Annotated in this window: 24 protein-coding genes; 12 read left to right on the top strand and 12 right to left on the bottom strand. The window is 70.1% G+C overall.

Annotated elements, in window-relative coordinates:
* Positions 1-30: 30 nt before the first annotated feature.
* The gene (locus OG194_RS30170; RefSeq protein ID WP_327403932.1) at positions 31-1,053 is read left to right on the top strand and encodes an NAD-dependent epimerase/dehydratase family protein; all 1,023 of its coding nucleotides are present in this window, start codon (positions 31-33) and stop codon (positions 1,051-1,053) included.
* Here the strand turns inward: OG194_RS30170 and OG194_RS30165 are convergent.
* Complete coding sequence (locus OG194_RS30165) at positions 1,017-1,715, bottom strand: Type 1 glutamine amidotransferase-like domain-containing protein (protein WP_327403931.1); 699 nt, start codon at positions 1,713-1,715, stop codon at positions 1,017-1,019. The genes OG194_RS30170 and OG194_RS30165 overlap by 37 nt on opposite strands.
* A gap of 103 nt (positions 1,716-1,818) precedes the next feature.
* On the opposite strand from OG194_RS30165, the gene OG194_RS30160 reads away from it, so the two are divergent.
* From OG194_RS30160 to OG194_RS30145, 4 genes are all read left to right on the top strand, one after another.
* The gene (locus tag OG194_RS30160; protein WP_327403930.1) at positions 1,819-2,634 is read left to right on the top strand and encodes a DUF4253 domain-containing protein; all 816 of its coding nucleotides are present in this window, start codon (positions 1,819-1,821) and stop codon (positions 2,632-2,634) included.
* 125 nt (positions 2,635-2,759) lie between these two features.
* The gene (locus tag OG194_RS30155) at positions 2,760-3,695 is read left to right on the top strand and encodes a bifunctional helix-turn-helix transcriptional regulator/GNAT family N-acetyltransferase (protein WP_327403929.1); all 936 of its coding nucleotides are present in this window, start codon (positions 2,760-2,762) and stop codon (positions 3,693-3,695) included.
* A gap of 24 nt (positions 3,696-3,719) precedes the next feature.
* The gene (locus tag OG194_RS30150; protein WP_327403928.1) at positions 3,720-4,520 is read left to right on the top strand and encodes a sugar phosphate isomerase/epimerase family protein; all 801 of its coding nucleotides are present in this window, start codon (positions 3,720-3,722) and stop codon (positions 4,518-4,520) included.
* Positions 4,521-4,599: 79 nt separating this feature from the next.
* On the top strand, positions 4,600-5,844 hold the full coding sequence (locus OG194_RS30145; protein ID WP_327403927.1) for an MFS transporter: 1,245 nt from the start codon (positions 4,600-4,602) through the stop codon (positions 5,842-5,844).
* Here OG194_RS30145 and OG194_RS30140 read toward each other — a convergent pair.
* The 3 genes from OG194_RS30140 to aroA all read right to left on the bottom strand — a co-directional run bounded on the left by OG194_RS30140 (position 5,822) and on the right by aroA (position 8,401).
* Positions 5,822-6,412: an RBBP9/YdeN family alpha/beta hydrolase gene (locus OG194_RS30140; protein ID WP_327403926.1), complete on the bottom strand. Its 591-nt coding sequence runs from the start codon at positions 6,410-6,412 to the stop codon at positions 5,822-5,824. The two genes, OG194_RS30145 and OG194_RS30140, sit on opposite strands and share 23 nt — an antisense overlap.
* Before the next feature lie 70 nt (positions 6,413-6,482).
* The gene (locus OG194_RS30135) at positions 6,483-7,136 is read right to left on the bottom strand and encodes a GNAT family N-acetyltransferase (RefSeq protein ID WP_327403925.1); all 654 of its coding nucleotides are present in this window, start codon (positions 7,134-7,136) and stop codon (positions 6,483-6,485) included.
* Positions 7,137-7,147: 11 nt separating this feature from the next.
* Positions 7,148-8,401 (bottom strand): 3-phosphoshikimate 1-carboxyvinyltransferase, encoded by a 1,254-nt coding sequence (gene aroA / locus OG194_RS30130; protein WP_327403924.1) that lies wholly within the window; start codon positions 8,399-8,401, stop codon positions 7,148-7,150.
* 402 nt (positions 8,402-8,803) lie between these two features.
* On the opposite strand from aroA, the gene OG194_RS30125 reads away from it, so the two are divergent.
* Positions 8,804-10,624 (top strand): glycoside hydrolase family 3 protein, encoded by a 1,821-nt coding sequence (locus OG194_RS30125; protein ID WP_327403923.1) that lies wholly within the window; start codon positions 8,804-8,806, stop codon positions 10,622-10,624.
* 111 nt (positions 10,625-10,735) lie between these two features.
* On the top strand, positions 10,736-11,389 hold the full coding sequence (locus tag OG194_RS30120) for a hypothetical protein (RefSeq protein ID WP_327403922.1): 654 nt from the start codon (positions 10,736-10,738) through the stop codon (positions 11,387-11,389).
* A 40-nt stretch (positions 11,390-11,429) separates the two neighbouring features.
* Here the strand turns inward: OG194_RS30120 and OG194_RS30115 are convergent, their stop codons facing one another.
* The 5 genes from OG194_RS30115 to OG194_RS30095 form a co-directional block, all read right to left on the bottom strand.
* The gene (locus OG194_RS30115; RefSeq protein ID WP_327403921.1) at positions 11,430-12,854 is read right to left on the bottom strand and encodes a S28 family serine protease; all 1,425 of its coding nucleotides are present in this window, start codon (positions 12,852-12,854) and stop codon (positions 11,430-11,432) included.
* A 104-nt stretch (positions 12,855-12,958) separates the two neighbouring features.
* A complete protein-coding gene (locus tag OG194_RS30110; protein ID WP_327403920.1) occupies positions 12,959-13,339 on the bottom strand; it encodes a hypothetical protein in 381 nt (126 codons plus the stop codon).
* A gap of 226 nt (positions 13,340-13,565) precedes the next feature.
* Positions 13,566-17,297, bottom strand: a complete 3,732-nt coding sequence (locus OG194_RS30105; RefSeq protein WP_327403919.1) for an ABC transporter ATP-binding protein — start codon at positions 17,295-17,297, stop codon at positions 13,566-13,568.
* A 187-nt stretch (positions 17,298-17,484) separates the two neighbouring features.
* Entirely contained in the window at positions 17,485-18,531 is a 1,047-nt protein-coding gene (locus OG194_RS30100) for an esterase-like activity of phytase family protein (protein WP_327403918.1), read from the bottom strand.
* Between the two features lie 70 nt (positions 18,532-18,601).
* Positions 18,602-19,453: a serine hydrolase gene (locus OG194_RS30095; RefSeq protein WP_327403917.1), complete on the bottom strand. Its 852-nt coding sequence runs from the start codon at positions 19,451-19,453 to the stop codon at positions 18,602-18,604.
* A gap of 145 nt (positions 19,454-19,598) precedes the next feature.
* Here OG194_RS30095 and OG194_RS30090 point away from each other — a divergent pair, with 145 nt between their 5' ends.
* Both OG194_RS30090 and OG194_RS30085 read left to right on the top strand, forming a co-directional pair.
* The gene (locus OG194_RS30090) at positions 19,599-21,923 is read left to right on the top strand and encodes a glycosyltransferase family 39 protein (protein WP_327403916.1); all 2,325 of its coding nucleotides are present in this window, start codon (positions 19,599-19,601) and stop codon (positions 21,921-21,923) included.
* A 227-nt stretch (positions 21,924-22,150) separates the two neighbouring features.
* Entirely contained in the window at positions 22,151-22,954 is an 804-nt protein-coding gene (locus tag OG194_RS30085) for an endonuclease I family protein (protein ID WP_327403915.1), read from the top strand.
* 88 nt (positions 22,955-23,042) lie between these two features.
* On the opposite strand, the gene OG194_RS30080 is transcribed toward OG194_RS30085, so the two are convergent.
* Together OG194_RS30080 and OG194_RS30075 are read right to left on the bottom strand one after the other, a co-directional pair.
* On the bottom strand, positions 23,043-23,405 hold the full coding sequence (locus OG194_RS30080; RefSeq protein WP_327403914.1) for a hypothetical protein: 363 nt from the start codon (positions 23,403-23,405) through the stop codon (positions 23,043-23,045).
* 632 nt (positions 23,406-24,037) lie between these two features.
* Entirely contained in the window at positions 24,038-24,799 is a 762-nt protein-coding gene (locus OG194_RS30075) for a GntR family transcriptional regulator (protein ID WP_327403913.1), read from the bottom strand.
* Positions 24,800-24,996: 197 nt separating this feature from the next.
* Between OG194_RS30075 and OG194_RS30070 the strand changes: the two genes are divergently transcribed.
* The 3 genes from OG194_RS30070 (at position 24,997) to OG194_RS30060 (ending at position 26,263) form a co-directional block, all read left to right on the top strand.
* The gene (locus OG194_RS30070; protein ID WP_327403912.1) at positions 24,997-25,434 is read left to right on the top strand and encodes an ATP-binding protein; all 438 of its coding nucleotides are present in this window, start codon (positions 24,997-24,999) and stop codon (positions 25,432-25,434) included.
* Positions 25,435-25,514: 80 nt separating this feature from the next.
* Positions 25,515-25,814, top strand: coding sequence for a hypothetical protein (locus tag OG194_RS30065; protein WP_327403911.1), 300 nt, complete (start codon positions 25,515-25,517; stop codon positions 25,812-25,814).
* Positions 25,811-26,263, top strand: a complete 453-nt coding sequence (locus OG194_RS30060; protein ID WP_327403910.1) for a type II toxin-antitoxin system VapC family toxin — start codon at positions 25,811-25,813, stop codon at positions 26,261-26,263. The genes OG194_RS30065 and OG194_RS30060 overlap by 4 nt, the downstream gene beginning before the upstream one ends.
* On the opposite strand, the gene OG194_RS30055 is transcribed toward OG194_RS30060, so the two are convergent.
* Positions 26,220-26,813 carry an HXXEE domain-containing protein gene (locus OG194_RS30055; RefSeq protein ID WP_327403909.1) on the bottom strand — a complete coding sequence of 198 codons (594 nt, stop codon included), beginning with the start codon at positions 26,811-26,813 and terminating at the stop codon, positions 26,220-26,222. The two genes, OG194_RS30060 and OG194_RS30055, sit on opposite strands and share 44 nt — an antisense overlap.
* Positions 26,814-26,836 lie beyond the last annotated feature (23 nt).

Here is a 26,836-nt window from a genome sequence, read left to right as displayed (position 1 = left end):
TCCTTTGCCCGGCTGGCCTACGATCACTTCATGCCCCGTGCTCTCATCCTCGGCGGAACCGGACCGGTCGGGCGGGCCGCCGCGCATCGGCTGTTGGTCGCCGGATGGCAGGTGGACGTGACCGGCCGGGACCCCGCTCGCATGCCGCCCGAACTGAGCGCGCTCGGGGGCGAGTTCAGGGCCGTGGAGCGCGCGGACTCCTCCGCCCTGCGGGCCGCTGTCGGCGAGGGGACCGATCTCCTCGTCGACTGCCTCTGCTTCACCGCCGCCGATGCCCGTTCGCTGCTGCCGTTGGCCGCGCACGCGACCTCCACCGTGCTGATCTCCGGCCGGGCCGTCTACATCGACGCGGCGGGCAATCACATCAACTCGTCGACCCCGCCCCACTTCTCGGGCCCGATCTCCGAGACCAACCCGACCATGACCCCGCGCGACGACATCGACCACCGCTCACGCGAGGGCTACGGCGCGAACAAGGTCGCCGCCGAACTCGTCGCCCTGGACAGCGGGTTGCCCGTCAGCGTGCTGCGGCCGTCGCGGATCCATGGGGTCGGGGCGTCCCCGGCGCGTGAATGGGCCGTCCTCAAGCGGGTGTTGGACGGTCGTACGGCCCTGCTGCTGGCCCGGCGAGGTGCCGGTGTCGTCCACGCCACCGCCGCCGCGAATCTCGCCGCGCTCATCGAGACGGTCGCCGAGCGGCCGGGCACCCGCGTCCTCAACTGCGCCGATCCGGACGCGCCCAGCGTGCTGGAGATCTGCCGGACGATCGGTACGTACCTGGGCCATGAGTGGGAGGAGGAGGTACTGCTGGACGACACCGCACCTGCCGGCCTGGGCGTCACCCCCTGGGACTCGCCGCACCCGATCGTCCTCGACACCTCCGCCGCGACTGCACTCGGCCACCGGCCGGCCGGTACCTACGCGACCACGATCGCGCCCGTACTGGACCGGCTGGTGGAAGCGGCCGCGAAAGGCCAACCTCCCGTTGGCGATGGTTACTTCGCGGAGTTCTTCGACTACGCGTCCGAGGACGCCTTCCTCTCAGGGCGCTGATGGAACCGCCACCGGCCCTCAGAAATGACATCCACCTTGCCGTCCCTGACGCGGACGGCCGTGTCGTCGTCGATGAAGTAGATCGGGAAGTCCGCCCGCGCGACGATGCGATCCGCCCAGGCGTCGTCACGCTCGGGGAAGTTCGGCGAGTACAGGTGGGGCTTGAGGTACCAGTCGAAGAGGCCGAACGGGGGCTCCACGGTCGTCGCGCCGAGTACGTGGAGGTCCGTGGTGTCGCCGATGACGTCGGCGGAGTGTCCGGTGAGGTTGCGGCTGAAGATCATTGATCCGGCGCTGACTCCCACATAGACCCGGTTCTCCAGCGCCTCCAGGAGGCCGTCGGCCAGGCCGTTGCCGGTGATGCTGCGCGCGAGGTGGTAGTGGTTGCCACCCTCGGCGTAGATGACGTCGGCGTGGAGGAGTCGGTCGAGCACCAGTTGCCGGGGCAGGCCGTTCAGTTCCAGGACGTCGAACTCCCGCCAGCCGAGGCCGTGCAGCCGGTTCAGGTCCGCGACGAACCACCCGTGGTCCCCGGGCTCGGCGACCGACGCCGTGGGGATGTACACGACGTTCGCCGACTCGAACGGCTTGCCCAGCATGTCCCGGAGCGCATCCCGCAGCGTCTCGTTGCGCAGGCCGCTCGCCGTCAGCAGAAGGTTCATCGGGCGAGCCAAGCACGGCGGACGGACGCGCGCAACGAACCCGGATCCGCCCCGGCTCCACTCCCCCGACGGCATTGTCAGTGCCTCCCCTTATCGTCCCGCCATGGCCTTCCCCCTTCCCACCGAACTGCTCCTGTCCTCCGGCCGCTTCGAGCCGCGCGGAGATGTGGAGGTGTGGTTCTCCGACGAACTACCGGACGATCTGGCGGAGTTGTGGCCCCGACTGCTGGAGTCCGCCGAAGTCATGGGGCTGTATCCGTTCATCTGCTGGCGGGACGATCCTTTCCAGCCCACGGACTTGAGTGAGGTCGACGCGATCCGGCTCGATGCCGTGCTCGCGGCGGACTTCGCCGAGTACCGGCGCCGGCGGCTGCCGTACTGGTCGAATCCGGGGGCGGGCGACGGGCGGGACGTACTTCCGGACGACGACGATCCGGAGGACTTCGGACCCTGGCCGCACGACCCGGGGCCGCCCTTCGAGAGCTGGCCCGGTCTCGCGGCCGGCGGGTCCGACACGGGTGCCGGGGTGAGCGCGGCACAGGCCGCCGGGTGGGCCGTAGAGGATCTGCTCGGGACCGAACCCTTCGTGCGCACCTGCCAGTTGGCGCTTGTGCCCGCGCGTCGTAGTGCCGATGTACCGGCGATCGTCGGGTGGGCGGCCGAGGCGTCGCTTCCCCTGTTGTGTGCGCTGTTGCGGAGTTGGGAGGAGCGGTTCGGGGTGCGGGTCGTGTCGGGGTTCGGGAGTGCGTTGACCGTGTCGGTCGCCCGGCCGCCGCTCGATGTCCCGCACGCGGAGCAACTCGCCCTGGAACATGTGCTGTCGACGGCCGACAACATCGTGGACGATCCGCCGACGCCGTTCCCCGAGTACGCGAACGGGCTGGTGGGGCGGCATCAGTGGCGGTTCTGGTGGGACTAGGTCGCCGCTGACGGCTCAGTCCGGAACACCGTAACCATGGACGCGCGGCCCTCCCCGGTACTACCGTCAGACCCGTAATACCTCTGACTGAGTCAACTACCCTGAGCGAGCACCCGGGATCGATCATGACCGTCCAGGACATCCGCGCTTTCAGCCGCTTCTACACGAACGTCATCGGCGCCCTCGACTACAGCCGCCATCTCTACGCCCCGTTCACCCTCACCGAGTCCCGTGTCCTGTACGAACTCGCGCACTCCCCTCGTACGGACGCCGCCGATCTCCGTGCCGAACTCTCCCTCGACGCCGGGTACTTGAGCCGGATCCTGAACCGGTTCGAGCAGGACGGGCTGGTCGAGCGGGCGCCCTCGGAGCGGGATCCGCGGCGGCGGCAGGTCACGCTCACCGTGCGGGGGCGGGAGACCGCCGCGCTGTTGGCGGAGCGGGCGGACGAATCCGTCGGGGCGCTGCTCTCGACCGTGCCGGACGCCGACCGGCCGCGGCTCGCCGAGGCGCTGCGTACCGTACGGACCATCCTGTCGGCGTTGGACAAGCGGCGGCCCCGGCCGGAGGACGTCGTGCTGCGCGAGCCCGGGCCCGGTGATCTGGGCTGGATCGTGCAGCGGAACGCCGCGTTGTATGCCGCCGAGTACGACTTCAACGCCGACTACGAAGGGCTCGTCGCGCGGATCGTCGCCGATTTCGCCGAGGATCACGATCCGCATCTGGAGCGGGTGTGGATCGCCGAGCTCGACGGGCGGGCGGTGGGGTGTGTGATGTGCGTGCGGGACGACGCACCCGGTACCGCCCGGCTGCGGCTGCTGCTCGTCGAGCCGGACGCGCGCGGGCTGCGGATCGGGGATCAACTCGTCGCGGCTCTTGTGGAGTTCGCGCGCGGGGTCGGGTATCGCGACCTCGTGCTGTGGACCAACGACATCCTCGGGGCCGCCCGCCGGATCTACCAACGGCACGGGTTCGTCCTCACCGCCGAGAAACCGCACCGCTCCTTCGGTCAGGATCTCGTCGGCCAGGACTGGCGTCTCGACCTGCACGAGCCACACTGAGCGGTGACGAGTAGGGTCCTGACCATGAAGCTCGCCTTCTCCACCCTCGGTGTCCCGGGCCTCCCCGTGGCCGACGTGCTCCAGCTCGCCGTCACACACGGCTACCACGGCGTCGAGTTGCGCGCGCATCCCGAGGAGCCCGTGCACCCCGGTATCGACGCCGGCCAACGGGCCGACGTGGTCGCCGAGTTCAAGGCGGCCGGGGTCGAAGTCCTGGGTCTCGCCGGGTATGCGCGGGTGGCGGCACCGGGCGACGACGACGCCGTACTCGCCGAGATCCGTGAACTGCTGGAACTGGCACGGGACTTGGGCGCGCCCTTCATCCGTGTCTTTCCCGGTGGTGGTACCGAGCAGTCCGTGGAAGAGGCCGATGCCACGGCCGCGCGGCGGCTCGGTACGGCGGCGGAGTGGGGTGCCGACCTCGGCGTACGGGTGCTGCTGGAGACCCACGACTCGCACCGCACCGGCGCGGACGCGCTCCGCGTGCTCGGGCCGGTCGGGCACCGGCAGGCCGGTGCGCTGTGGGACGTCATGCACACCTGGCTCGGCGGCGAGCAGCCGTCGGAGACGCTCGCCGCGCTGGGCCCGTATCTCGGATACGTGCAGGTCAAGGACATCGCGTCGGCCGATGACACCACCCCGCTGGCGCTCGGGGCCGGTGTCCTCCCGCTCGCCGAGTGCGTCGAGGTCCTCGCCCGGCACGAGTGGGACGGCTGGCTCTGCTGGGAGTACGAGAAGCGGTGGTACGAGGCCGCCGCACCGCTCCCCGAGCTGCTGGCCGCCGGTCACGATCACCTGGCTCGGCTGCTCAACGACTCCGCGTAAACAACTGGCGGTGCCGGCGGGCCGCGGCTTAGGGTCCCCCGGTGCCTCCTCACCCCACCCCGCGCCCCGTCATGCCCTCATGAGTTTCACCCGTACGTTGATCGACGTCCGGCCGCTGCGGACGTCCCCGGTGTTCCGGCGGCTGCTGATCGGGCGGACGGTGTCCGTGCTGGGCTCGTTCATGACCTCGGTGACCGTCATGTACCAGATCTGGGACATGACCCACAGCACGGTCTGGACCGGCGCGGTCGGGCTGGCGAGCGCGGTGCCGACCGTGGTCGTCGGGCTGTTCGCCGGTTCGTGGGTGGACCGCGGCGACCGGCGGCGCATCTACCTCTTCAACACGCTCGGGCAGGCCGTCAGCTCGCTCCTCCTCGCCGTGCAGGGTTTCACCGGGCACGTCCCGGTGCTCGGCGTGCTCGCGCTGATCGCCGCGCAGTCGGGCTTCGGCGCGGTGGGCGGCCCGGCGTCGGGCGTGTTCATACCCCGGCTGCTACCGAAGGACCAGGTGGCCGCGGGGCTCGCCCTCAACACCATGTCCTTCACGACGATGATGCTCGTCGGCCCCGCGCTCGGCGGCCTGCTGATCGGCTGGGTCGGCATCGGCGCCGGCTACCTGGTCGACGCGCTCACCTTCCTCGTCGCTTTCTACGGCGCCTTCGGCCTGCCCGCGCTGCCGCCCGAGGGTGAGCCGTCGCGCGGCGGACTGCACGGTGTCCTGGACGGCCTGCGCTTCCTGGCGGGCCACCGGGTGGTGCGCGGCGCGCTGCTCACCGACCTGGCCGCGACAGTCCTGGCGATGCCGGTCAGTCTGTTCCCGCTGATCAACTCCGAGCGTTTCGGGGGCGATCCGCGCACTCTGGGCCTGTTCCTGTCGGCGGTCTCGGTCGGCGGCATCACCGCGTCCGTCTTCTCCGGCACCGTCACCCGGCTGGGCCGCCCCGGCCCGGTGATGCTGCTCGGGGCGAGTACGTGGGGTGTCGCGCTGGCGGCCTTCGGCCTGATGACGAACCCGTGGGCCGGCCTCGGCTGCCTCGCCCTGGCCGGTGCCGCCGACGCCTGCTCGGTGGTCTCCCGCAGCACGATCATCCAGACCCACACCCCGGACGCCCTCCTGGGCCGCGTCTCCGCCGCCGAGCAGATCGTCGGCCAGGCGGGTCCCAACCTCGGCAACCTCCGCGGCGGCCTCATCGCCGGCTGGAGCTCGGGTGCGACGGCTCTGTTCACCGGGGGGCTGCTGTGCGTGCTGGCGGTGGCGGGGGTGGGCGCGAGCACGCCCGAGCTGCGGGCGGGAGCAGGCGTCACCCCACCGGTCGAGCCGTGAGCCGCGCCGTCCCGTCCAGGCACCAGTCCAGTACGGCGGGCCAGGAGCCGTAACCGGCGACCAGGTCCAAGTGGCCTCCGCCCGGGACGAGTTCGGTGGGGATGCCGAACGGATCGCCGTAGGCGGTGCGGGCGCCTCCCGGGCAGTACGGGTCGTCGTCACCGGCGACGAGACGGACGTTCCCGGGGAGGGTGAAGTCGGGGGCGGGCGGGACGAATCCGGCGACCTCCGGATATCCGGCGACGACGGACGCGGACGGCGGTCCGACCAGCAGCACCCGGTCGGCCTCACCGCCCTTGACCAACCCGCGGGCGACGGCGTGCAGCCAGAGCAGCGCGGAGGCGCTGTGCGCGAGAACGACCCGCTCGGAGTCGGCACCGCCCGGCAACTCACCGATATGGCGCCCGAGTTCACCCAGCCACACGTCCAGGTCGGGCTCGTCGGGGTCGGGCAGCTGGGGGTAGGCGACGTGATGCCCGAGCGCACGGAGCCGGTCGGCAAGCCAGTACTGCCAGTGCTCCTTCGGGCGGTGGTTCTGCCAGCCGTGGAGGATGAGGTAGGAGTTCATGAGACCGATGGTTTCCGATCACCGACCGAACGGTCCAGCCGGTCTGTCGAACGGTCCGGTCGGTTCGCGCTCAACTCAGGCTGTCCGCCCCCGAGTTGCCCCGCGCCAACCGGGCCCGCACCCGCGCCTCCAGCCCCGCCCGGCACTCCCCCCACTCCTCCGCAGTGATCGAGTAGATCGCGGAATCACGCAACCGCCCCTCCTCCCCCGGCGCCCAGGACCGGGACCAGTTGCGCAGGACGCCCTCGAAGCGGGCGCCCACGCTCTGGATCGCGGCGCGGGAGCGGGCGTTGCGGGCATCCGTCTTCAGGTCGACCCGGGACACCCCCCACTCCTCGAACGCGTGCCGGAACAGCAGGAGTTTGGCCTCGGCGTTCACCCCCGTGCCCTGCGCCGAACCCGCCAACCAGGTGAACCCGACCTCCACGGCGTCGAGTTGGTCGTCCGTCAGCCACGAGCGGGGTTCCCAGTAGGCCGTGACGCCGACCGCCTTCCCCGTGGCCGTCGACACCTGGGCGTACGGCGCGAGCCGGCCCGACTCCGCCCTGGCCAACTGGGCGTCGATGTAGGCCTGCACCTCGCCCGCCCCCGGCACCCAGGTGAACGCGTACGAACCCCGGTTCTCCTCCGCCGCCACCGTCAGATCGGCCGCGTGCCGGTGACCGAGCGGCTCCAGACGCACCAACTCGCCCGCCAGGACCGGCGCCTTCAGTTCGAAACCCACCCGCTGACTCCCTACCCCGGCAACTGCCCCCGCAGCACCCGGAACGCCTCATGGAACCCCGGGAAAGTCTTCCGCACACACCCCGGGTCGTCGAACGAAATACCCGGCACCCGCAACCCGGTCACCGCGAAGGACATGACGATGCGATGGTCGCCGTAGGACTTGATCTCCGTGCCTGTGACGGGAGTTGACCCCGGGACGTCACTCGGCCGGATCTCGATCCAGTCCGGGCCCGTCGCCACCTCCACGCCCAACCGCCGGAGGCCCTCCGCACAGGCCTCCAGCCGGTCGCACTCCTTCACCCGGGTGTTGCCCACGTCCTCGATGCGGACCGGGCCCGAGGCGAACGGGGCGATCGCCGCCAGCGTCGGCATGGTGTCCGAGATGTCCCGCATGTTGACCGTGAGGCCGCGCAACTCGCCCGTGCCGCGCACCCGTGTGCCCTTCGCGCCCGTCTCCACCTCCGCGCCCATCCGGCGCAGTACGTCGACGAAGCCCAGGTCGCCCTGGAGCGCGCCCGTGCCGAGGCCGGGGACCGTGACCTCGCCGCCCGTCACGGCCGCCGCCGCGAAGAAGTAGCTCGCGGTGGACGCGTCCGGTTCGATCCCGTAGGTGGTGGCCCCGTAGCCCCCCGGCGGGACGACGTAAGTAGCACCCTCCCTGCCGACCTCCACCCCGAACTCCCGCATCATCGCGATCGTGATCTCGACGTACGGCGCGGAGACCAGGTCCGTGACCCTGATGCGCAGGCCCTTCCTGGTCAGGGGGCCCAGCAGGAGCAGCGCGGTCAGGTACTGAGAGGACTGGCCGGCGTCCAGGACCACCTCTCCGCCTTCCACCCCCGACGCCTCGATGCGCAGGGGGTGGTGGCCCTCCGCCTCCTCGTGGCGCAGGTCCACGCCCAGGTCGCGCAGGGCCCGGGTGAGCGGGAGAAGGGGGCGACGGCGCATCTGCGGGGACGCGTCGAAGCGGAAGCTGCCGTGCCCGGCCGCCGCCAACGTCGGCAGGAAACGGGCCGTCGTCGCGCCGTCCCGGCAGTACACGTCCGCCTCCGCGACCGCCGGTCCCTGCGGGCGGCCGTCGATCTGCCAGGCGTCCGGGGTCCGGCCCACGCGGTAGCCGAGCCGGGTCAGGCCCTCGGCGAAACCCTCGGTGTCGTCCGAGCGGAGGGGGCGCCGGAGGGTGGTGACGCCGTCCGCGGCGGCCGCCAGGAAGAGGGCGCGGGCGGTGATGGACTTGGAACCGGGGATGTCGACTACGGGCATGCCCTCATGATCGGGCGGCGGTCGGCCGCCCCGCCGGGACGTCCACGGGATGGACGACCGCCGTTCGCCCGCTCGTCCCTGTGAGCGGTCGCATCCGTCCCGTTGTGCACAGGTTCACCAACTTCCGGAATCGGCCACCAGGAGGGAACCCGCGTCCCCTCCCCTCCGTCCAACCGGCATGCTGCCGGATGAGTCTCCGCGGTACGGCGTCGGCCTCGCTGCTGGCTGCGAAAGCTGACAAACCCTCTCCTCCGTGTCGCGGCCGGCAGCAAGCCGTCATCGGCGCGCCCCCCTCCAACTGCGCCGATGGCGGCCCCTCCTCCGGTTTACTGTGCGCTCCCTTGACTGGCAGAAACTTCCCGGATATTCGTGAAGTCGTGGAAGTTTCCTTCAGCGGATCCGATGATCCGAAGTGGAACACCTCCGGAAGGAGCGCACGTGCCCTCCAGACGTACCGTCCTCGCCGCGACCATGGGCGTCACCGCGTCCCTCGCGGTCGGCGGCACCGCCCACGCCGACGACAAGAGACTCCGCTCGCTGATCTCCCGCATGACACTGCCGGAGAAGGTCGGCCAACTGTTCGTGATGCGGGTCTACGGCCACTCCGCCACCGCCCCCGACCAGGCCGACATCGACGCCAACCTGAGCGAGATCGGCGTGCGTACCGCCGCCGACCTGATCGCCAAATACCACGTCGGCGGCGTCATCTACTTCACCTGGGCGCACAACACCCGCGACCCCCACCAGATCGCCGACCTCTCGAACGGCATCCAGCAGGCATCCCTCAGCCGACCTCGAGGGCTACCCGTACTGGTCGCCACCGACCAGGAACACGGCATCGTCTGCCGTATCGGCACGCCCGCGACCCTCTTCCCGGGCGCGATGGCGATCGGCGCCGGCGGCTCGCGCGGCGACGCCCGCACCCTCGGCCGTATCGCCGGCGCCGAGCTGCGCGCGATGGGCGTCAACCAGGACTACTCCCCCGACGCCGACGTGAACGTCAACCCGGCCAACCCGGTCATCGGCGTACGGTCCTTCGGCGCCGACCCGGACGCGGTGGCCGCGCTCGTCGCCGCCGAGGTGAAGGGGTATCAGAGCAGCCGGGTCGCCGCTACCGCCAAGCACTTCCCGGGGCACGGCGACACCGCCGTGGACAGCCACTTCGGGTTTCCCGTCATCACGCACAGCCGGGAGGTATGGGAGGCGCTCGACGCCGTGCCCTTCCGGGCTGCCGTCAAGGCGGGCATCGACTCGATCATGACCGCCCACATCATGGTCCCGGCCCTCGACGACTCCGGCGACCCGGCCACCCTCTCCCACCCCATCGTCACCGGCATCCTGCGCGGCGAACTCGGCTACGACGGCGTCGTGATCACCGACTCGCTGGCCATGGAGGGCGTACGCCAGAAGTACGGGGACGACAGGGTGCCGGTGCTCGCGCTGAAGGCCGGGGTGGATCAACTCCTCAACCCGCCCTCCCTGGACGTCGCCTGGAACGCTGTGCTCAAGGCCGTGCGGGGCGGGGAGTTGACGGAGGCGCGGCTCGACGAGTCGATCCTGCGGGTGCTGCGGCTGAAGGAGCGGCTGGGGCTGTTCGAGGACGCGTACGTCAGCCGGGCGGGAGTGGACCGCACGGTCGGGACCGCGGCACATCTCGCCGCCGCCGACCGGATCGCCGAGCGGACCACCACCCTGCTGGTCAACTCGGCGGGGCTGCTTCCGCTGTCCCGCCGTACGCACGGGAAGGTTCTGGTGGTCGGCGCCGATCCGGCCTCCCCTACGGGTACTACGGGTCCACCCACCGGTGTGCTCGCCACGGCACTCGGGGAGTCGGGGTTCACGGCGACCGCCCTCTCCACCGGTACGGCGCCTTCCGCCGCGACCGTCGCGAAGGCCGTGGCGGCGGCGCGTGAGGCGGATGCGGTGGTTGTGGCGACCTACAACGTCACGGCGGCCGACGCGCAGAAGTCGCTCGTCGAGCACCTGGTCGCCACCGGGACACCGGTCGTGGCCGTCGCCGTCCGCAACCCCTACGATGTTGCCCAACTGCCCTCGGTCACCGCCTACTTGGCGTCCTACTCCTGGACCGACGTCGAACTCCGGGCGGCGGCACGGGTGATCGCGGGCCGGGCCCGGCCGCGCGGGAAACTCCCGGTCGCGGTGCAGCGCGCGGATGATCCGACGCAGGTGCTGTATCCCGTAGGGCACGGGCTGTCGTACTAGGGGTACGTTCCGCCCCCGCCCCACCCCCGCCAACTGGCCCAAAGCCCCCCGCACGTCTGGCGTGCCCCCGCTGCCGCGGGTCACGCTGGGCGGGGGCAGTCGGGGGGATCGATGCGTGAGCGATGGTGCGCGGGAGCGGTGTGCGCGGTGCTGCTCGCCGCCCTGACCACGGGCTGCCAGGCCGCGCACGGTTCCGGATCGGGCGAGGGCGACGGCCGGCTCGGCGGGAAGGCCGCCGCGACCTCGTCCACGACCACGTCCGCGACCACCCGACCCACCGGCTACGGCGCGGTGTTCCTCGGCGTCGACGAGTGCAGTTCCTTCGGCACGACGAGTTTCACCGAGGTGCCGTGTACCAGCGAGCGCGCCGCCGCCAGGGTCATCGCCCGCTACGGGGGTGATGTGAGCGACGGTCCCGCCTGTCCGGCCACCACCGACTTCGTGCTGCACATCAGCGCCCAGGGGTCGTCGGGCGCGGGCGGCGACGGGGTCATACCCAAGGGCTACGCCTGTATGCGGAACCTGGAGCCGCCGCATCCCGGTGACCCGGGTGGCGGGGGCGGGCCCCGCACGATCGTCGGTGACTGTGTCTACGGCTCGGGCAGCGGGCAGGTCCGGGAGACGGCGTGCGACGGCTCGGGGCAGCGGAAGCCGCAGTACAAGGTGGTCAAGACCGTGCTCCGGCGCGCGAGTTGCCCCGCGTCGACCGCCTTGTATGTGCAGCTAGGCGGCGAGCAGCCGGTGGGCTGCGCCCGGCCGGTGTAGTCGGGTGACTGTCAACGGCCGGGCGCGGTGAGGAGGTTGCCTACGGCCGGAGCGTCGGCTCGCGCCGCACGTCCTGGCGGTCCAGCCTCGCGTCGTACGGTGCGAGGGGCTTCGCCTGTGCCGTGGTGGTGGCCGGGACGCCGGCCCAGGCCAGGATGCGGGCGGTGGCGAGGTCCTTCTGGTCGGCGGTCAGGCCGGCGACGTTCGCGCCGTGGTTCAGGCCGGGCGCGGTGAAGACGTAGGAGTCCTTCGAGCCCTTGCCGACGGCGAAGCGCTCGGCGCCCCACGGGTCGTTCTGGCCGTAGACGAAGAGCATGTGGTCGGCGTGGTGGCGGACCCAGCTGTCCACGTCCCGCATGGTGTTCGGCCGGAACTTCATCGGGATGGAGCGGGGGACGAAGTTGCGGGGCGGCTGGTAGCCGTAGCGGAGGTACTTGTTCTCGATGTACGGGAACTTGATGGTGGGGGCGCCGAGTTGGGTGCCCGCCTGGTAGTAGTACGGGGTGTACGGGTCCAGGCCCTGGTCGGTGTAGAAGGAGAAGCCGGAGATCGTGTCGACCGAGGTCCAGATCTCGTCGTCGGTGGCGGCCTGTGCGTTCGCGGGGATGGTGTCGCAGTCGGAGAGCAGGCTGTACTGCCAGAAGCCCCAGACGTAGTCGAGGACGACGGCTTCGTAGGCCTTGTCGAGGCTGCCGACGGTGGTGAAGGTGAAGCCGTTCTCGGCCGCGTACGCCGCGTACTCCTTCTCCAGCGAGTCCCTGCGCACCAGCGCCTCGCGCTGCACGGCGTCCAGGCGGTCGCGGCACTCCTTGGTGCCGACCTTCGTGAAGAAGCGGTCGTAGGCCGAATCCTCGTTGTTCACCACGTCGTTGGGGGCGACGTAGGCGACCACGCCGTCCATGTCGCGCGGGTAGAACCGCTCGAAGTAGGTGGCCGTCATACCGCCCTTGGAGCCGCCGGTGGCGATCCAGTTCTTGGTGTAGATCGGCTTGAGGGCCTTGAAGACGCGGTGCTGGTCGCTGGCCGCCTGCCAGATGTCGAGCTTGGACCAGTCGGCAGGGGCGGGCCGGGACGGCGTGAAGTAGCGGTATTCCAGGGAGACTTGGTTGGCGTCCGCGATCCGGGTCGGTTCGCTGCGGCTGGGGGTCGTGGAGACGTTGTAGCCACTGGTGTAGAAGACCGTCGGGCGCGAGACGTCCTTGTGCAGCACGGTGATCCGCTGCTGGAACGTGCCCTTGGACGGGTGCCGGTGGTCGACCGGCTGGGTGTAGTTCAGGACGAAGTAGCGGTAGCCGGTGTACGGCTTCTCCTGGACCAGGCTCATGCCGGGTATCGCCAGCAACTGGTCCTTGATGTCCGCCGGTTGACCGGCTTGGCCGACCTGGGCGGCGGTGGCCGCCCCGGCCGTGCTCAGCGTGCCCATGAGCACGGTGAGCGCCAGCAGCCATCTGAGCGCCTTGCGCATGCCATCTCCCCTGTGAGGCAGTTGTGAACGGGAAGCTATCGGAGCAACTCCCGTCACACCAGGGGCGGTTGTGCGTTTAAGGCGGTGACCAGCGGTTCAGCGACTCAGCAGAGGATCCAGCCCGAGCTGACCGATCCGCCGCCGACCGCGCCCTTCACCAGCACGCACCGGTGACCGGCGTGCACGGTGACCGGTCCGGCCCGGCGCTTGTAGCGGCCCTTGTCGACGACCGGACGGCTGCCGCGCGCCTGCACGCTGACCGACATCGTGCGCTTGGCGCCGGAGGCCTTGGGGACGGTGTACGCGCAGATGTAGTCGCCCCGGCGGAAGACGTGGACGATGCCGGTGGAGAAGCGCAGCGTCTCCACCTCGTGCCCCGGGCAGACCGCGGCCGCCTGGGCGGTGCCGGGGGCGGCGAGCGCGAGCAGCCCGGACGTGCCGAGCACGGCCATGCCGAGCGCGACCCGCCGTCGTAGCGCACCCATGTCCACAGTCGTCCCTCCCGCACAGCACAGCAGCCGAACAGCGTACTGATGTACGGACGCAAGACGTATGTCGCATGGTTGCGCGCCCCTCAGCGGGGCGCGGTGACCTGCTCTTCCGCCCCAGGCACACCGACGAACGTGCGCCGCAGCTCGGCGTAGTCGACGACCCGGCCGTGGGCTGAACCTCCCGATGCCGCTCTCGGTGTGGTCGTAGACCCCGCGCGGGTCAGGCAGCGGCGGCGGGCGCATCCTCCCCGACGAAGTTCCGCCACAACTCGGCGTAAGTCCCTCCGAGTTGCAGCAGCTCGTCGTGCGTGCCGTCCTCCACGACCTGCCCGTGGTCCATCACCACGACCCGGTCCGCGCGGGCCGCCGTCGTCAGGCGGTGGGCGACGACGAGGGTGGTGCGGCGGCCTGCGAGGCGGTCGGTGGCCTGATTGACCTGGGCTTCTGTGGCCAGGTCCAGGGCCGCTGTCGCCTCGTCCAGGAGGAGGATGTCGGGGTCCACCAGTTCGGCGCGGGCCAGAGCGATCAGCTGGCGTTGGCCCGCCGAGAGGTTGCGGCCTCGCTCGGCCACCTCGTGGAGATAGCCGCCGTCGAGCGTGGCGATCATCTCGTGGGCGCCTACCGCGCGGGCCGCCGCCTCCACCTCGGCGTCGGTGGCGTCGGGGCGGCCGTAGGCGATGGCGTCGCGGACGGTGCCCTGGAAGAGGTACGGCTCCTGGGGGACGACGCCCAGGTGGTGGCGGTACGAGGTGATGTCGAGGGCGCGGAGGTCGGTGCCGTCGACCGTGACCCGGCCGCCGGTCGGGTCGTAAAAGCGGGCGACCAGCTTCACGAGGGTCGACTTGCCCGCGCCCGTCTCGCCGACGAAGGCGACCGTCTGGCCGGCGGGGATGCTCAACTCCACTCCCCCGATGGCCTCTTCGTCGTCGCCGTACGCGAAGTGCACGTTCTCGAAGGCTATGTCGCCGCGCAGGGAGAGGACTTCGAGCGGTTCGTCGGCGGCTCGGGTGGACGTCGGTTCCTGGAGCAACTCCTGGATGCGGCCCAGGGACACGGTCGCCTGCTGGTAGCCGTCGAAGACCTGGGAGAGCTGCTGGACCGGGGCGAAGAACAGGTCGATGTAGAGGAGGTAGGCGACCAACGCGCCTGTCGTCAGGGTCGCGTTGTCCACCCTGCCCGCGCCCGCGATCAGTACGGACGCCGCCGCGACCGACGACAGCAGTTGCACGAAGGGGAAGTAGATCGAGATCAGCCACTGGCCCCGGGTACGCGCCGCGCGGTAGCTGCTGCTGCGCTCGGCGAAGCGCCGGCCGCCGTCCTTCTCGCGTCGGAACGCCTGCACGATCCGCAGCCCCGACACCGATTCCTGGAGGTCCGCGTTGACCAACGACACACGCTCACGGGCGAGTTCGTACGCCTTCACGCTCGCGCGGCGGAAGAAGAAGGTGGCGATGACCAGCGGGGGCAGGGTCGCGAACACGACCAGTGCCAGCTGTACGTCGATCACCAGCAGGGCGCCCATGATGCCGAAGAAGGTGACGACCGAGACGAAGGCCGTGACCAGGCCTGTCTGGAGGAACGACGACAGCGCGTCGACGTCCGTCGTCATCCTCGTCATGATCCGCCCCGTCAACTCCCGCTCGTAGTAGTCGAGTCCGAGGCGCTGGAGCTGGGCGAAGATCTTGAGGCGGAGGGTGTAGAGGACCCGTTCGCCGGTACGGCCCGTCATGCGGGTCTCGCCGCGCTGTGCCACCCACTGGACCGCCACGGCCACCAGCGCGAGCAGCGACGCCGACCAGATCGCGCCGATCGCCATCTTGGTGACGCCCTGGTCGATGCCGTGCCGGATCATGATCGGCAGCAGCAGGCTCATGCTCGCGTCCACGGCGACCAGGCCGAGGCTGATCAGCAGCGGGGTGCCGAACCCGCGCAGCAGCCGGCGCAGGCCGTACGAGTCCTCGGCGCGGACCGCGCCCGCCTCGTCGATGTCGGGGACGTCGGTCGCCGGGGGCAACGCGTCGACCTGGGCGAGGAGTTCGGGCGTCGCGGGCATCCCGGACAGCGCGGTGTCCTTGGGCTCGCGGTCGCCGGTCCACAGCCGGGGCGTGAGCCCGCGCTCGGCGTCGAACTCCGCGTCCAACTCGTCGCGTACGGAGGTGTCTTCGGCCGGTGCGGCGGGCTGGGCGTGGCCGGGCGATACGCCGCCGAGTTCGTCGGGGTCGGTGAGGAGGCGGCGGTAGAGGGGTGAGCGTTCCTGGAGTTCGTCGTGCGTGCCGATGTCGGCGAGGCGGCCCCCGTCGAGGACGGCGATGCGGTCGGCGAGGTTGAGGGTGGAGCGGCGGTGCGCGATGAGCAACGTGGTGCGGCCCCGCATGACCTGTTTCAGGGCCTCGTGGATCTCGTGCTCGACGCGTGCGTCCACCGCCGAGGTCGCGTCGTCCAGGACCAGCAGGCGCGGGTCGGTGAGGATCGCGCGGGCGAGGGCGACGCGCTGACGCTGGCCGCCGGAGAGGGTGAGGCCGTGCTCGCCGACCGTCGTGTCGTAGCCCTCGGGGAGTTCCTGGATGAACCGGTCGGCCTGGGCGGCGCGCGCGGCGGTGAGGATCTGCTCGTCGGTCGCGTCGGGGCGGCCGTAGGCGATGTTGTTGCGGACCGTGTCCGAGAAGAGGAAGGAGTCCTCGGGGACCAGGCCGATCGCGGCGCGCAGCGAGTCGAGGGTGAGTTCGCGGACGTCGTGGCCGCCGATGAGGACGGCGCCGTGGGTGACGTCGTAGAAGCGGGGCAGCAACAGCGAGACCGTGGATTTTCCGGAGCCGGAGGAGCCGACGACCGCGAGGGTCTCGCCGGGGCGGATCTCGAAGCTGAGGCCGTTCAGGACGGGGCGCTCGTGGTCGTAGCCGAAGGAGACGTCGTCGAACTCGACCGTGGCCGGGGCGTCGGCGGGGAGTTCCTTGGTGCCGTTCGTCATGGAGGGCTCGGTGTCGATGAGTTGCAGGACGCGTTCGGTGCTGGCGCGGGCCTGCTGGCCGACGGTGAGGACCATGGCCAACATGCGGACCGGGCCGACGAGTTGGGCGAGGTAGGTGGAGAACGCGACGAACGTGCCGAGGGTGATGTGGCCACGCACCGCGAGCCAGCCGCCCAGCGCCAGCATCGCGACCTGGCCGAGGGCGGGGACGGCCTGGAGGGCGGGGGTGTACTTGGCGTTCTGGCGGATCGTGCGGAGGCGGCCCGCGTACAGGCGGCGGCCGACCTCACGGAGTTTTCCGGTCTCCTGGTCCTCCTGGCCGAAGCCCTTCACGACGCGTACGCCGCTGACGGCGCCGTCGACGACTCCCGCCACGGCGGCGGCCTGGGCCTGCGCGTACCAGGTGGAGGGGTGCAGCTTGCTGCGGCTGCGCCGGGCGATGAAACCGAGGGCGGGGGCGACCGCCAGGGCTATCAGGGTCAGGGGGAGGGACAGCCAGGCCATGATCGCGAGGGAGATCACGAAGAGCAGGACGTTCCCGATGGTCATCGGGAGCATGAAGAGCAGGCCCTGGATCAGCTGGAGGTCGCTGGTCGCGCGGCCGACGACCTGGCCGGTGGACAGCTCGTCCTGGCGGCGGCCGTCGAGGCGGGTGATCGTCCCGTACATCTCGGTGCGGAGGTCGTGCTGGACGTCCAGGGCGAGGCGGCCGCCGTAGTAGCGGCGGACGTAGGTCGAGACGTAGACGAGGAGGGCGGCGACGATCAGGGCGGCGGCCCAGGGGGCCATGGAGCGGGTGTGGCCGGTGATCACGTCGTCGATGATCACCTTGGTGACCAGGGGGACGAGGGCGGTGACCGCCATGCCGGCGAGGGACGCGCCGAGGGCGAGTATGACGTCCTTGGGGTAGCGCCAGGCGTATGCGGCGAGCCTTCTTGCCCAGCCCTGCGGCTGCCCCGGTGTCTCCCCCTGTTTCGCTGCCACGCGGTGCCTTCCGTTCGCCCCTGATCTGCTGGTCTTCCGGAAGGCACCAACGCGGAATGGAGCGGATTTCATCCCTCCGCAACATTGCGCTTCGCGCGGGGGTCGTTTTTCGAGTGCAGGTCCGCTGTGGCTGGTCGCGCCCACGCGGCGGAGCCGCACATTGATACAGCCCCATGCCCCTAAAAGACTAAAAGGCGGGGGTTGCTCGTACCCGGAGATAGTAGAAGCGGGTCGTCTGGGCCGTGTTCTGGTTGTCGTCGCTCACCAGCAACACCTTGTAGCGGCCCTTCTCCTTCCCCGTGATCACCATGCCCTCGATGTTGTCGAGGAGGGGGTTCGGCTGGGGCTGCTTCGCTGTCGCGCCCAGGGTCGGGCAGTCGGCGATGTCGGCCAGCAGGGTTTTTTTGATCAGGTGGACTCCGGGCTGGCCGGTGAGGGTGTCGATGCCGCTGGTGTCCGTCGCGTGGCGGGGGTCGCCCAGGTAGAGGCGGACGGTGTTGCCGACGCCGCTGGTGAAGCCGCGTTCCAGGACGAGGAGGCGGCCGTCGGGCAGGGCCTGTACCTCGGGGACGCCGAGGAAGGAGGCGTCGGGCTTGTACGCGTACTGCGCGGCGAGCTTGAAGTGGTCGCCCTTGGTCCGGGTCCAGGTCTGGAAGCGGACGGCCCCCGAGGTCTCCCCGGCGATCGGGTACTCCATCGACGCGAGGAGGGTGTGGCCGCCGGGCAGGAGGGTCAGGCCCTCGAAGGTCTGGTTGGAGACGGCCCGCCCGGCCGGGGCGACCAACAGCGAGGACGGGACCGGGAGGCGGTCGAGGATCTTGCCGTCGCGGGAGTAGCGGCGGATCGACGGCTCGGTCTCGGAGGTGATCAGGCGGGTGCCGTCGCGGTCGATGGCCAGGCCCTCGGAGTCGAGGTCGGCGCCGTTCTCGTCGGCGAGGTGGACGGCGCGCTTCGGCTGGAGCGTCTTCGCGTTCAGATCGAACAGCGAGGAACGGTCCTCCAGGGCTGCGATCGAGCCGTCCTTGTCGACGGCGAGCGCGGAGAAGTTGCCGACGAAGGTGCCGTCGTACGTCGTCTTGTCGAGCGCGTCGGAGAAGCGGTCGATCGAGACGGAGGACGAACAGGGGTTACTGGTACGGGAGTTGCTGGCGTTCGCGGGCCCGGCGGCGGCGGTGAGGCAGGTGGCCGCCGCCAGGCCGGCGGTCGCGGTCGCGAGTACGGTTCTCAGGCGCATGGGCGTCACCGTAGGACGGGTGGATGACGTGCGGGAGACCGCGTAGTAAAGCGTTTCCCCAGGACAGGACCTACGCGAGGTCCTTGTGGATCGCCTTCGCGACGCCTTGGATCGTGGTGATGCCGTAGCTCATCGTGCTGTTGTCCTGGGTGAGCACGGACATCATGTAGTCGTGGCCGCCGCCGTTGAAGGTGCCCAGGCTGTGGACGCGCCAGCCGTGCGTGGAGCGCTGGAGCCAGCCGTTCTTGACGTGCACGGTGACACCGGAGGGGGCGCCGGACGGGGTGCCCCAGCGCTGGCTGGAGATGACCTGGTTCATCAACTTCAGGATGTACGCACGGGAGTTGTCGCTCAGCACCGTGTTCTTGGCGGTGACCAGCTTGAGCAGCTTCTGCTCGTCGGTCACGGTCTCCTGGGTCAGGCCCCAGTAGTTGTTCGCGCCCGGCTTGGTCTGGGTCATGCCGGCGGCGGACAGGAAGCCCTTGATCTTCGTCGGGCCCAGCTGCTTCCACAGGGTGGAGGTCGCGTCGTTGTCCGACTTGGTGATCATGGCCTTGGTGAGCGTCGTCTCGCGCGACGTCAGCAGGCGGTTGTGCTTCTTCGCGTCCCACAGCAGCGTGGCGAGGACGGTGACCTTGACGGTGCTGGCGGAGTCGTAGGCGCTCGTCGCCCGCAGGGTGCAGGTGGTCTTGGTGGTGCGGTCGTAGAGGCCGACGGCGACGGTTCCCTTACGGGTCGCGAGGGCCGCGGTGATGTCCTTCTTCAGCTTGGCGGCGAGGCCCGCCTTGGCCGACGTACAGCTGACCGTCGGGGTGGCCGCGGCAGCGGGCGTCGCGGCGGCCAGCACGGGTATGAGGACGCCGGCGCCCACGCCGACGGCCACCGCTCTGGCTCGGCGGGGTGTCCAAAGAGACTGAGTCATGCATGAGTTGACTCACAGGAAGGCGTGAAAGGTTGTACGGGTTGGGGAACGGTTGTACGACGCGTTACCCGCCCCTTTGCGAATTCACAGCCGGTGGCAAGGTTCGGCACAGCAGGCACCCACCCTGCTTTCGCACGATGCCTGGGTGACATCTGCCACCGATCCACACCCCCACACCGAACCCGCGTCCGCCGACTGGCCGCCGCCGGCCCCACCCGCCGACGCGCCGCCCGAGAAGGCGCCCCGCTGGTCGCTGCCCGCGCTGATCGCCATCATGGTCCTGGCCGCGGTGCTGTACTCCTGGAACCTCTCCGGCTCCAGCCTCAACAGCTTCTACAGCAGCGCGATCTACAGCGGCACCCAGAACTGGAAGGCCTGGTTCTTCGGCTCGCTGGACGCGGGCAACTTCCTCACGGTCGACAAGCCGCCCTTCTCCCTGATGGTGATGGGCCTGTCGTGCCGGATCTTCGGCTTCGGCACCTGGCAGATGATGCTGCCGGAGGTCGCCGCCGCGCTCGGCACGATCTGGATCCTCCACTCCTCCGTGAAGCGGTACTTCGGGCACGTGGCCGCGGCGATCGCCGCACTGGTCCTCGCCCTGACGCCGATCACGGTCGCCATCAACCGCGACAACAACCCCGACACCCTGCTCGTCCTCCTGATGGTGGCGGGCGCGGCCCTCGGCCTGCGCTCCGTACGCACCGAGAAGCTGCTGCCGCTGATCGGCTCCGCGGTCTGCTTCGGCTTCGCCTTCAACACCAAGCTCCTCCAGGGCTACATCGCCCTGCCCGCCGTCTTCGCCGTGTACCTGTTCGCATCGAAGCTCGGCTGGAAGAAGAAGATCGTCCAACTGTCCCTGGCCACGGTCGCGTTGGCCGTCTCCAGCTTCTGGTGGGCCACGGTCGTCTCCCTCGTCCCGGCCTCGGACCGCCCGTACATCGGCGGCTCGACCGACGGCACCGCCTGGGACCTGATCATGGGCTACGACGGCTTCGGCCGCGTGTTCGGCGGCGAGGGCAACGGCGGCGGGGGCGGGGGTGGCGGCGGCGGTACGTTCGCCGGCACCGCGGGCATCGGCCGTATGTTCAACGACATCCTCGGCGGCCAGATCTCCTGGCTGCTCCCCTTCTCCGCCATCGCCCTGATCGCCGGCCTTGCCCTGGTCGGCCGCGCCCCGCGCACCGACCCGACGCGCGCCGCGCTGGTCCTGTGGGGCGGCTGGACCCTGCTGCACTACGTCACGTTCAGCATGGCCCAGGGCACGATGCACCCGTACTACACGACCGCGCTCGCCCCGGGCATCGCGGCCCTGTGCGGTGGCGGCGGCGTCATGCTGTGGCGCGCCTTCCGCGGCGGCGACGCGCGCTGGTCCTGGGTCCTGCCGGCCGGTCTCGCGGTCACGGCGGTCTGGGCGATCGTGGTGCTGCGCCGGGCCTCCGGCTGGAACACCTGGCTGTGGCCGACGGTCGGCGTCCTCATGGTCCTCGCGATCGTGGGCCTGTTCGTCTTCCGCTCGGGCTCCGGCAACCGGGCCCGGCTGCTGACCGCGTCCGTCGTGGCGGCGATCATCGCGGCGCTGGCCGGTCCGACGGCGTACGCCGTGTCCCCGGCGGCCTCCAGCACCACCGGCGGCATGGGCGGCACCAACCCGACGGCCGGCCCGTCGACCGGCGGCGGCATGGGCGGCCCCGGTGGGGGCGGCGGCCGTGGCGGCTTCGGCGGCAACCGCAGCGGCGAGATGCCCGGCGGCACCCAGCAGGGTGGCGGCCAGGCGAGCGGCGAGGCGCCCGGTGGGATGACCCCGGGTGGCGGCGGCACGGGTGAGGTACCGCAGGGCGGTGGCGCGCCGAGCGGGGCGCCGACCGGCGGCACCGGTGGCACGACCGGTGGTCAACAGGGCGGTACCACCGGGGAGTTCCCCGGCGGCGGTACGGCTCCCGGCGGCACGGGCACCGGAACCGGCAGCGGTACGACCCCGGGTGGCGGCACCGGCGGTACGCGCGGCGGCTTCGGCGGCGGCGGTATGGGCGGCGGGGGCGGCATGGGCGGCACCACGTCCAGCGCGCTCGTCTCGTACCTGGAGAAGCACCAGGACGGCGCCAAGTGGCTGCTCGCGGTGTCCAATTCGCAGAGCGCGGGCCAGCTGATCCTCAGCACCCACAAGCCCGTCATCTCCATGTGGGGCTTCACCGGCTCCGACAAGGCGATGACCCTCGCCAAGCTCAAGGAGCTGGTGAAGAAGGGCGAGTTGCACTACATCCAGCTCGGTGGCGGCGGTATGGGCGGCAACAGCAGCCTGAACACCGAGATCACCTCATGGGTGCAGAAGAACGCGACGGCGGTGAAGGAGAGCGCGTACGACAAGAGCGCGTCGACGGAGAAGAGTTCGAGTTCTTCGACCTCCACGACCGGCACCTCGACGACCAGCACGTCGACGATCTACCGGCTGGACCCGTCGGACGTGAAGTGACACCGACGTAGGTGACACCGACGTAGGTGACACCGACGTAGCTGAACGGTCAACGGCCCCCAACCTCACGGTCGGGGGCCGTTTTGGTACGTCAACTCGCGTAGACACGAGGCAAATTGTCGCGTCCGGTCACCTGATCGACACGTCTCGTTTATTTACAGGACCGCATGTGCATGTCACGCTCCCGATTGCCGCCCCATTCAACCCGCGTAGATGGGACACTCTTTATGCTTGGGACACGGATCCACCGCTGGAAATCGTTGGCGTTGACGACCGCCGCCGTCCTGGTCGGCCTCACCGTGCCGACCCTGACCGCGACCCCGGCGTCGGCCACGACCACGGCGTACGACGCGACGTACTACAAGAACGCGGTCGGCAAGACGGGCACCAGCCTCAAGTCCTCGCTGCACACGATCATCAGCAGCCAGACGAAGATCTCGTACTCCGCGGTCTGGGACGCGCTGAAGGCCACCGACCAGGACCCGAACAACAGCAGCAACGTGATCCTGCTGTACAGCGGTGTCTCCCGCGCCAAGTCCCTCAACGGCGGCGACGTCGGCGACTGGAACCGCGAGCACACCTGGGCCAAGTCCCACGGCGACTTCGGCGAGGTGACCGGTCCCGGCACCGACCTGCACCACCTGCGTCCCGCGGACGTCCAGGTCAACAGCATCCGCGGCAACCTGGACTTCGACAACGGCGGCAGCGCGGTCACCAACGGCGGCGGCAGCACCGTCGACTCCGACTCCTTCGCGCCCCGCGCGGCGGACCGGGGCGACGTGGCCCGCATGATCCTCTACATGGCCGTGCGCTACGAGGGCGACGACGGCTTCGCCGACCTGGAGCCCAACGAGAAGGTGGGCAACGGCAGCAACCCCTACATGGGCAAGCTCTCCGTCCTCAAGGCGTGGAACGAGGCGGACCCGCCGAGCGCCTTCGAGGAGAAGCGCAACGAGGTCATCTACAGCACGTACCAGCACAACCGGAACCCGTTCATCGACCACCCGGAGTGGGTCGAGGCGATCTGGTAGGCAGCAGTGCCGGGTCGGGTTCCTCGCCGGTTGCGGGGAGCCCGATCGGCGAGCCGGCTGTCGTCGGCCGACGATGCGGACCGCTACCTCACTCTTCGCGGTAGCGGGTGAACACGTTCCGCTGCTCGTCCTGCCAACTCCAGTCGGCCGGCCGGGAAAAAGGAGAGTCTCGGGCAAGGACGGAGAACTGACCGGACGGCTCCCGACTGGCCTTGTTCACGACGATCGCCGAGAGCATCGGAGCCCGTCCGTCCTCATTGTCGTGGCGGCAGACGTCCTTGAGCAGGTAGGTCATGATCCCGCGGTGCGGCGGGACGGACTCGAAGCCCCGCGTCGCCAGCTCAGCACTCAGGCCTCCGTACGTGATCGTCTCCGCCTGCCGGGCCCGCTCCCTCAAGATCTCCACGGCCGCTTCGACAGCTGCCGAATACTCCGGGTCGTTGACCCTCACTGGCCCTCCCCCATCGCGCACCACACCCAACGCTTGACCCGGCATCGTATCGACCGACGAACGTCAACGGCCCCTCGGACGCACATACTTGGCAAGACCCCGGCAAACCCCAGGGGTTGTGGGAATGTCCGTCCTTGTTTCCGTACCGTTCCGGGGAAAGGCCGTCTGAAGGTCGAGGCCTCCATGACCACTCAACCGCCGGCCATGAGTATGACGATGACCGCTACGGCCCACCAGGGTGGGAACGGCCGGCTGGAGATCCTGTTCGTCGACAAGCTGGCTCACAGCCGCGCCGGCCGTATGGGGACGCGGCGGAGTGGACAACCAGTCCTACGGCATACTGCCAAGTCAGTTGCAGGCAAGCCCAGTTGCGCAGTCCACGCTGCTGACCGGGTCCAAGGGCCCGCGGCTGATCGGGACCGAGACGGTCGACGGCGCCAAGACCACGCACTACAAGGCGACGGTCAACAGCAAGGGCCTGACCGAAGGGAGCCTCGATCAGTTCATACAACTGGAGGTCTCCGACCCGCTCACCATGGACCTGTGGACAGACGGCGACGGCCGCACCAAACAGTTCCGTATGCGGGCCCAGCACAATAGCGACACCTGGCCGGCGCGCGCCACGCTCACACTCAGCCCTCGAAGTCGTACTCCAAGATGTACGACGCCGCGTCCAGCACCATGTCGTTCACCTCGACCGGAACTCCCGCCGCGTCGAAGGCGGTTCGGACGACGAGCACCACCGGCACACCGGACGAGAGGGCGAGCCGGTCGGCCTCGTCCACGCTCGGCATCCGGGAGCGGACCTCCTCACGGAAGCGGACGGGCCTACGGCCGAGTTCCTCAAGCCTGGCGTACATGCCGCCGGGGCCGGTGTCCGGCTGTGCGATCCGCGTGCCGGCGACCAGTTCGGCCGAGAGGTACGAGGTGGCCAGAAGCACCGGCTTGCCGTCGAGAACGTACCGACGGCGGCGCACGCAGACCCGCGCCCCTTCGTCACTCAGGCCCAGCACACCCGCGATCGCAGGCGGCGCGTCCTCCTCACCCACCTCGACCGAGTCGACGACGAGTTCGCGGTCCCCGGCATCGGTCGCCCAGATGGAACGCCCCTCGCCCCACTGCGCGTGCGCGAGGCGTTCGAGCCCGCGCCGCCGGATCGGCTTGAAGTCCCGGACGAACACACCGGCGCCCTTGCGCGCTTCCGCGATGCCCTCCGTCTGCAGAACACCGAGTGCCTGCCGGGCCGTCATCCGCGCCACACCATGCTCGGCCATGAGGTCGTTCTCGCCGGGAAGCCGCTCACCGGGCCCGTACTCGCCGGCCTCGACGGCCGCCCGCAGCCGCGCCGCGATGCGCTGGTACTTCGGCTGACGTCCCGCGTCCCCACCGCTCATCCTGGCCTCTCCTCCGGTCATCTCTAGACATCCTAGGCACCAGGCGCCACACCCTGACAGCCGACCATCGATCCCCGGCGAGCAACTTCGCACATCTCTAGAGATCTATTGACGCACCCATGGATGGGCCGCTTCACTGGACGCAGCTCACATCTCTAGAGATCCGAGCCCGTTCGCTGCCTGCCGTGGAGGTCTTCATGTCAGCCCACACCGCGCCCACACAACCCGCAAGCCCCGACATGCGGGAGGCCCAGTGGCAACTTCCGCACAACCCGCGCAGCGCAAAACACGCTCGCGCACTGCTCCGCCTACAGCTCACGGACTGGAAGATCACCGGCGAAGTCGCCGACACCGCCGAGCTGTTGCTCTCGGAGCTGGTCACCAACTCCATCCGGCACGCACGGACTCCGCCCGGACGCGAGATCGGCGTGCGTTTCGCCACGTACGACGGACGACTGCGCGTGGAGGTCGCCGACGCGAGCAACCGCCGACCCCAGCCCCAGGAAGCGGCCCCCGAGGACGAAAGGGGTCGGGGACTCACCCTCGTGCGGGCCTTGGCGGAACGCTGGGGATGCTGTCCCCGCCTGCACGGCATCGGAAAGGCGACATGGGCGGAGCTGTCGCTGCCACGATGAACGCGAGCAACGCAGCGGTACGGCCGATAGCGTCGAGATCGCCGCACATCGCATCCAACGCCGCACATGAGGAGATCCCCGTGGCCGACGCCTCCGTTCCCCCGCCGGACCGACCGGCCACGCCGGACGACGCCGTCACGGTGACGCTCACCTACACCGGTGACCAGGCCGAAGTGCTGCGCACACTCGCCCTCTTGGAGGGACGTACGCCCGAGGAAGTGGCGTTGGACCACATCGCGCGTGGCGTCCCGCTGTCCTTCTCCTCTCCTTTGGGGGAGGACTCGGAGGCGATGGCCGTTCTGGCGCGGGCCATGTTCGACGGGCCTTCCGACTTGGCCACTCGATCCGGTGAGGACCTGTTCGAGGAAGGTGGCCGTTGAAGCGGCATCTGTTCGGCGTCGCGGACACATCAGTCCTCCTCGCTGTCTACAACCGGAAGGACGCCCATCATGAGTCATCCGTACAAGCTCTCTCCCTCGTCGACCGACTCGTGGTGTCACCGATGGTCCTGGCCGAGTTGGACTACCACCTGACGACGAAGATCAGTGGCAAGGCGGCAGCGGACGCTCTGGCCAGCATGCGTGCCTGGGCAAGCACGGATCGGCTCACGCTCGCCACGGTGGGCTGGCCGCTCCTGAGCGAGGCCGAGCGTCTGATGCGTACGTACGCGGACCAGGACGCCATCGGCATGACCGACGCAGTCAACGCCGTTCTGGCTTGGGCGTTGCCGCATCCGGTTGTCCTCGCCCTCGACCATCACTACCGGGATGTCATCGCGCCCAGGACTACGGCCGAAGTTCCGCTGCACGTGCTCCCAGCAGTCGAATAGCGCGCTCTCCGCGCAGCCGTCCCGCCATCACATGCGCCCCCATCGTCGCCACAGCCGCGAGCGCCGCACCCGTTGCCACACCACACGGTCGCGCGGGACGCAACACACCGGCCCGCGGCAGCCGCCCCCGGGCCCACAGCGTGAAGGGGATGACCACGAGGGACGAGGTGACCACCCCGGGTGTGTATCTCCGGACGGCGACGGCCTGCCCCAGATGCACCAGGGCGTGCAGCACGAACCCGTTGAGGGCCGCTTGGTAGAAGCCGGAACGTCCACCCGTACGGTGCCCGTCGGCGGCCGCACTCGCGGCCACCACGCCCATCACACCGACGGCCGTGGCGAACTCCCGCCCGTCGATGGACTCCAGCCGCCGCCACACCCGTTCCGGCACGCGCGGATACCGCTGCCGCAGCCCGGGCACGCGGCCTCGGGCCCAGCCCGGCAGCGCGGCCGCCTCCTCCAGGTCGTGCACCGCCCACGCGGCCAACAGCCCGAAGGTCACGCCGACTTCGACCGCCCGGCCGCCCTCGCCCACCTCGTGTCCACCCATGGGGGGAAGTCTGTCAGCGCGTG

This window comes from Streptomyces sp. NBC_01288 (assembly GCF_035982055.1).
GTDB lineage: Bacteria > Actinomycetota > Actinomycetes > Streptomycetales > Streptomycetaceae > Streptomyces.
Note: the sequence above shows the minus strand (reverse complement) of the source record. Positions and strands in the feature narration are given on the sequence as shown.

Excerpts from the sequence above, each read along its gene's own strand:
- OG194_RS30170 (WP_327403932.1), top strand. The coding sequence starts at position 31 with ATGCCCCGTGCTCTCATCCTCGGCGGAACCGGACCGGTCGGGCGGGCC.
- OG194_RS30165 (WP_327403931.1), bottom strand. The coding sequence starts at position 1,715 with ATGAACCTTCTGCTGACGGCGAGCGGCCTGCGCAACGAGACGCTGCGG.
- OG194_RS30160 (WP_327403930.1), top strand. The coding sequence starts at position 1,819 with ATGGCCTTCCCCCTTCCCACCGAACTGCTCCTGTCCTCCGGCCGCTTC.
- OG194_RS30155 (WP_327403929.1), top strand. The coding sequence starts at position 2,760 with ATGACCGTCCAGGACATCCGCGCTTTCAGCCGCTTCTACACGAACGTC.
- OG194_RS30150 (WP_327403928.1), top strand. The coding sequence starts at position 3,720 with ATGAAGCTCGCCTTCTCCACCCTCGGTGTCCCGGGCCTCCCCGTGGCC.
- OG194_RS30145 (WP_327403927.1), top strand. The coding sequence starts at position 4,600 with ATGAGTTTCACCCGTACGTTGATCGACGTCCGGCCGCTGCGGACGTCC.
- OG194_RS30140 (WP_327403926.1), bottom strand. The coding sequence starts at position 6,412 with ATGAACTCCTACCTCATCCTCCACGGCTGGCAGAACCACCGCCCGAAG.
- aroA (WP_327403924.1), bottom strand. The coding sequence starts at position 8,401 with ATGCCCGTAGTCGACATCCCCGGTTCCAAGTCCATCACCGCCCGCGCC.
- OG194_RS30125 (WP_327403923.1), top strand. The coding sequence starts at position 8,804 with ATGATCCGAAGTGGAACACCTCCGGAAGGAGCGCACGTGCCCTCCAGA.
- OG194_RS30120 (WP_327403922.1), top strand. The coding sequence starts at position 10,736 with ATGCGTGAGCGATGGTGCGCGGGAGCGGTGTGCGCGGTGCTGCTCGCC.
- OG194_RS30115 (WP_327403921.1), bottom strand. The coding sequence starts at position 12,854 with ATGCGCAAGGCGCTCAGATGGCTGCTGGCGCTCACCGTGCTCATGGGC.
- OG194_RS30110 (WP_327403920.1), bottom strand. The coding sequence starts at position 13,339 with ATGGGTGCGCTACGACGGCGGGTCGCGCTCGGCATGGCCGTGCTCGGC.
- OG194_RS30100 (WP_327403918.1), bottom strand. The coding sequence starts at position 18,531 with ATGCGCCTGAGAACCGTACTCGCGACCGCGACCGCCGGCCTGGCGGCG.
- OG194_RS30095 (WP_327403917.1), bottom strand. The coding sequence starts at position 19,453 with ATGACTCAGTCTCTTTGGACACCCCGCCGAGCCAGAGCGGTGGCCGTC.
- OG194_RS30085 (WP_327403915.1), top strand. The coding sequence starts at position 22,151 with ATGCTTGGGACACGGATCCACCGCTGGAAATCGTTGGCGTTGACGACC.
- OG194_RS30075 (WP_327403913.1), bottom strand. The coding sequence starts at position 24,799 with ATGAGCGGTGGGGACGCGGGACGTCAGCCGAAGTACCAGCGCATCGCG.
- OG194_RS30070 (WP_327403912.1), top strand. The coding sequence starts at position 24,997 with ATGTCAGCCCACACCGCGCCCACACAACCCGCAAGCCCCGACATGCGG.
- OG194_RS30055 (WP_327403909.1), bottom strand. The coding sequence starts at position 26,813 with ATGGGTGGACACGAGGTGGGCGAGGGCGGCCGGGCGGTCGAAGTCGGC.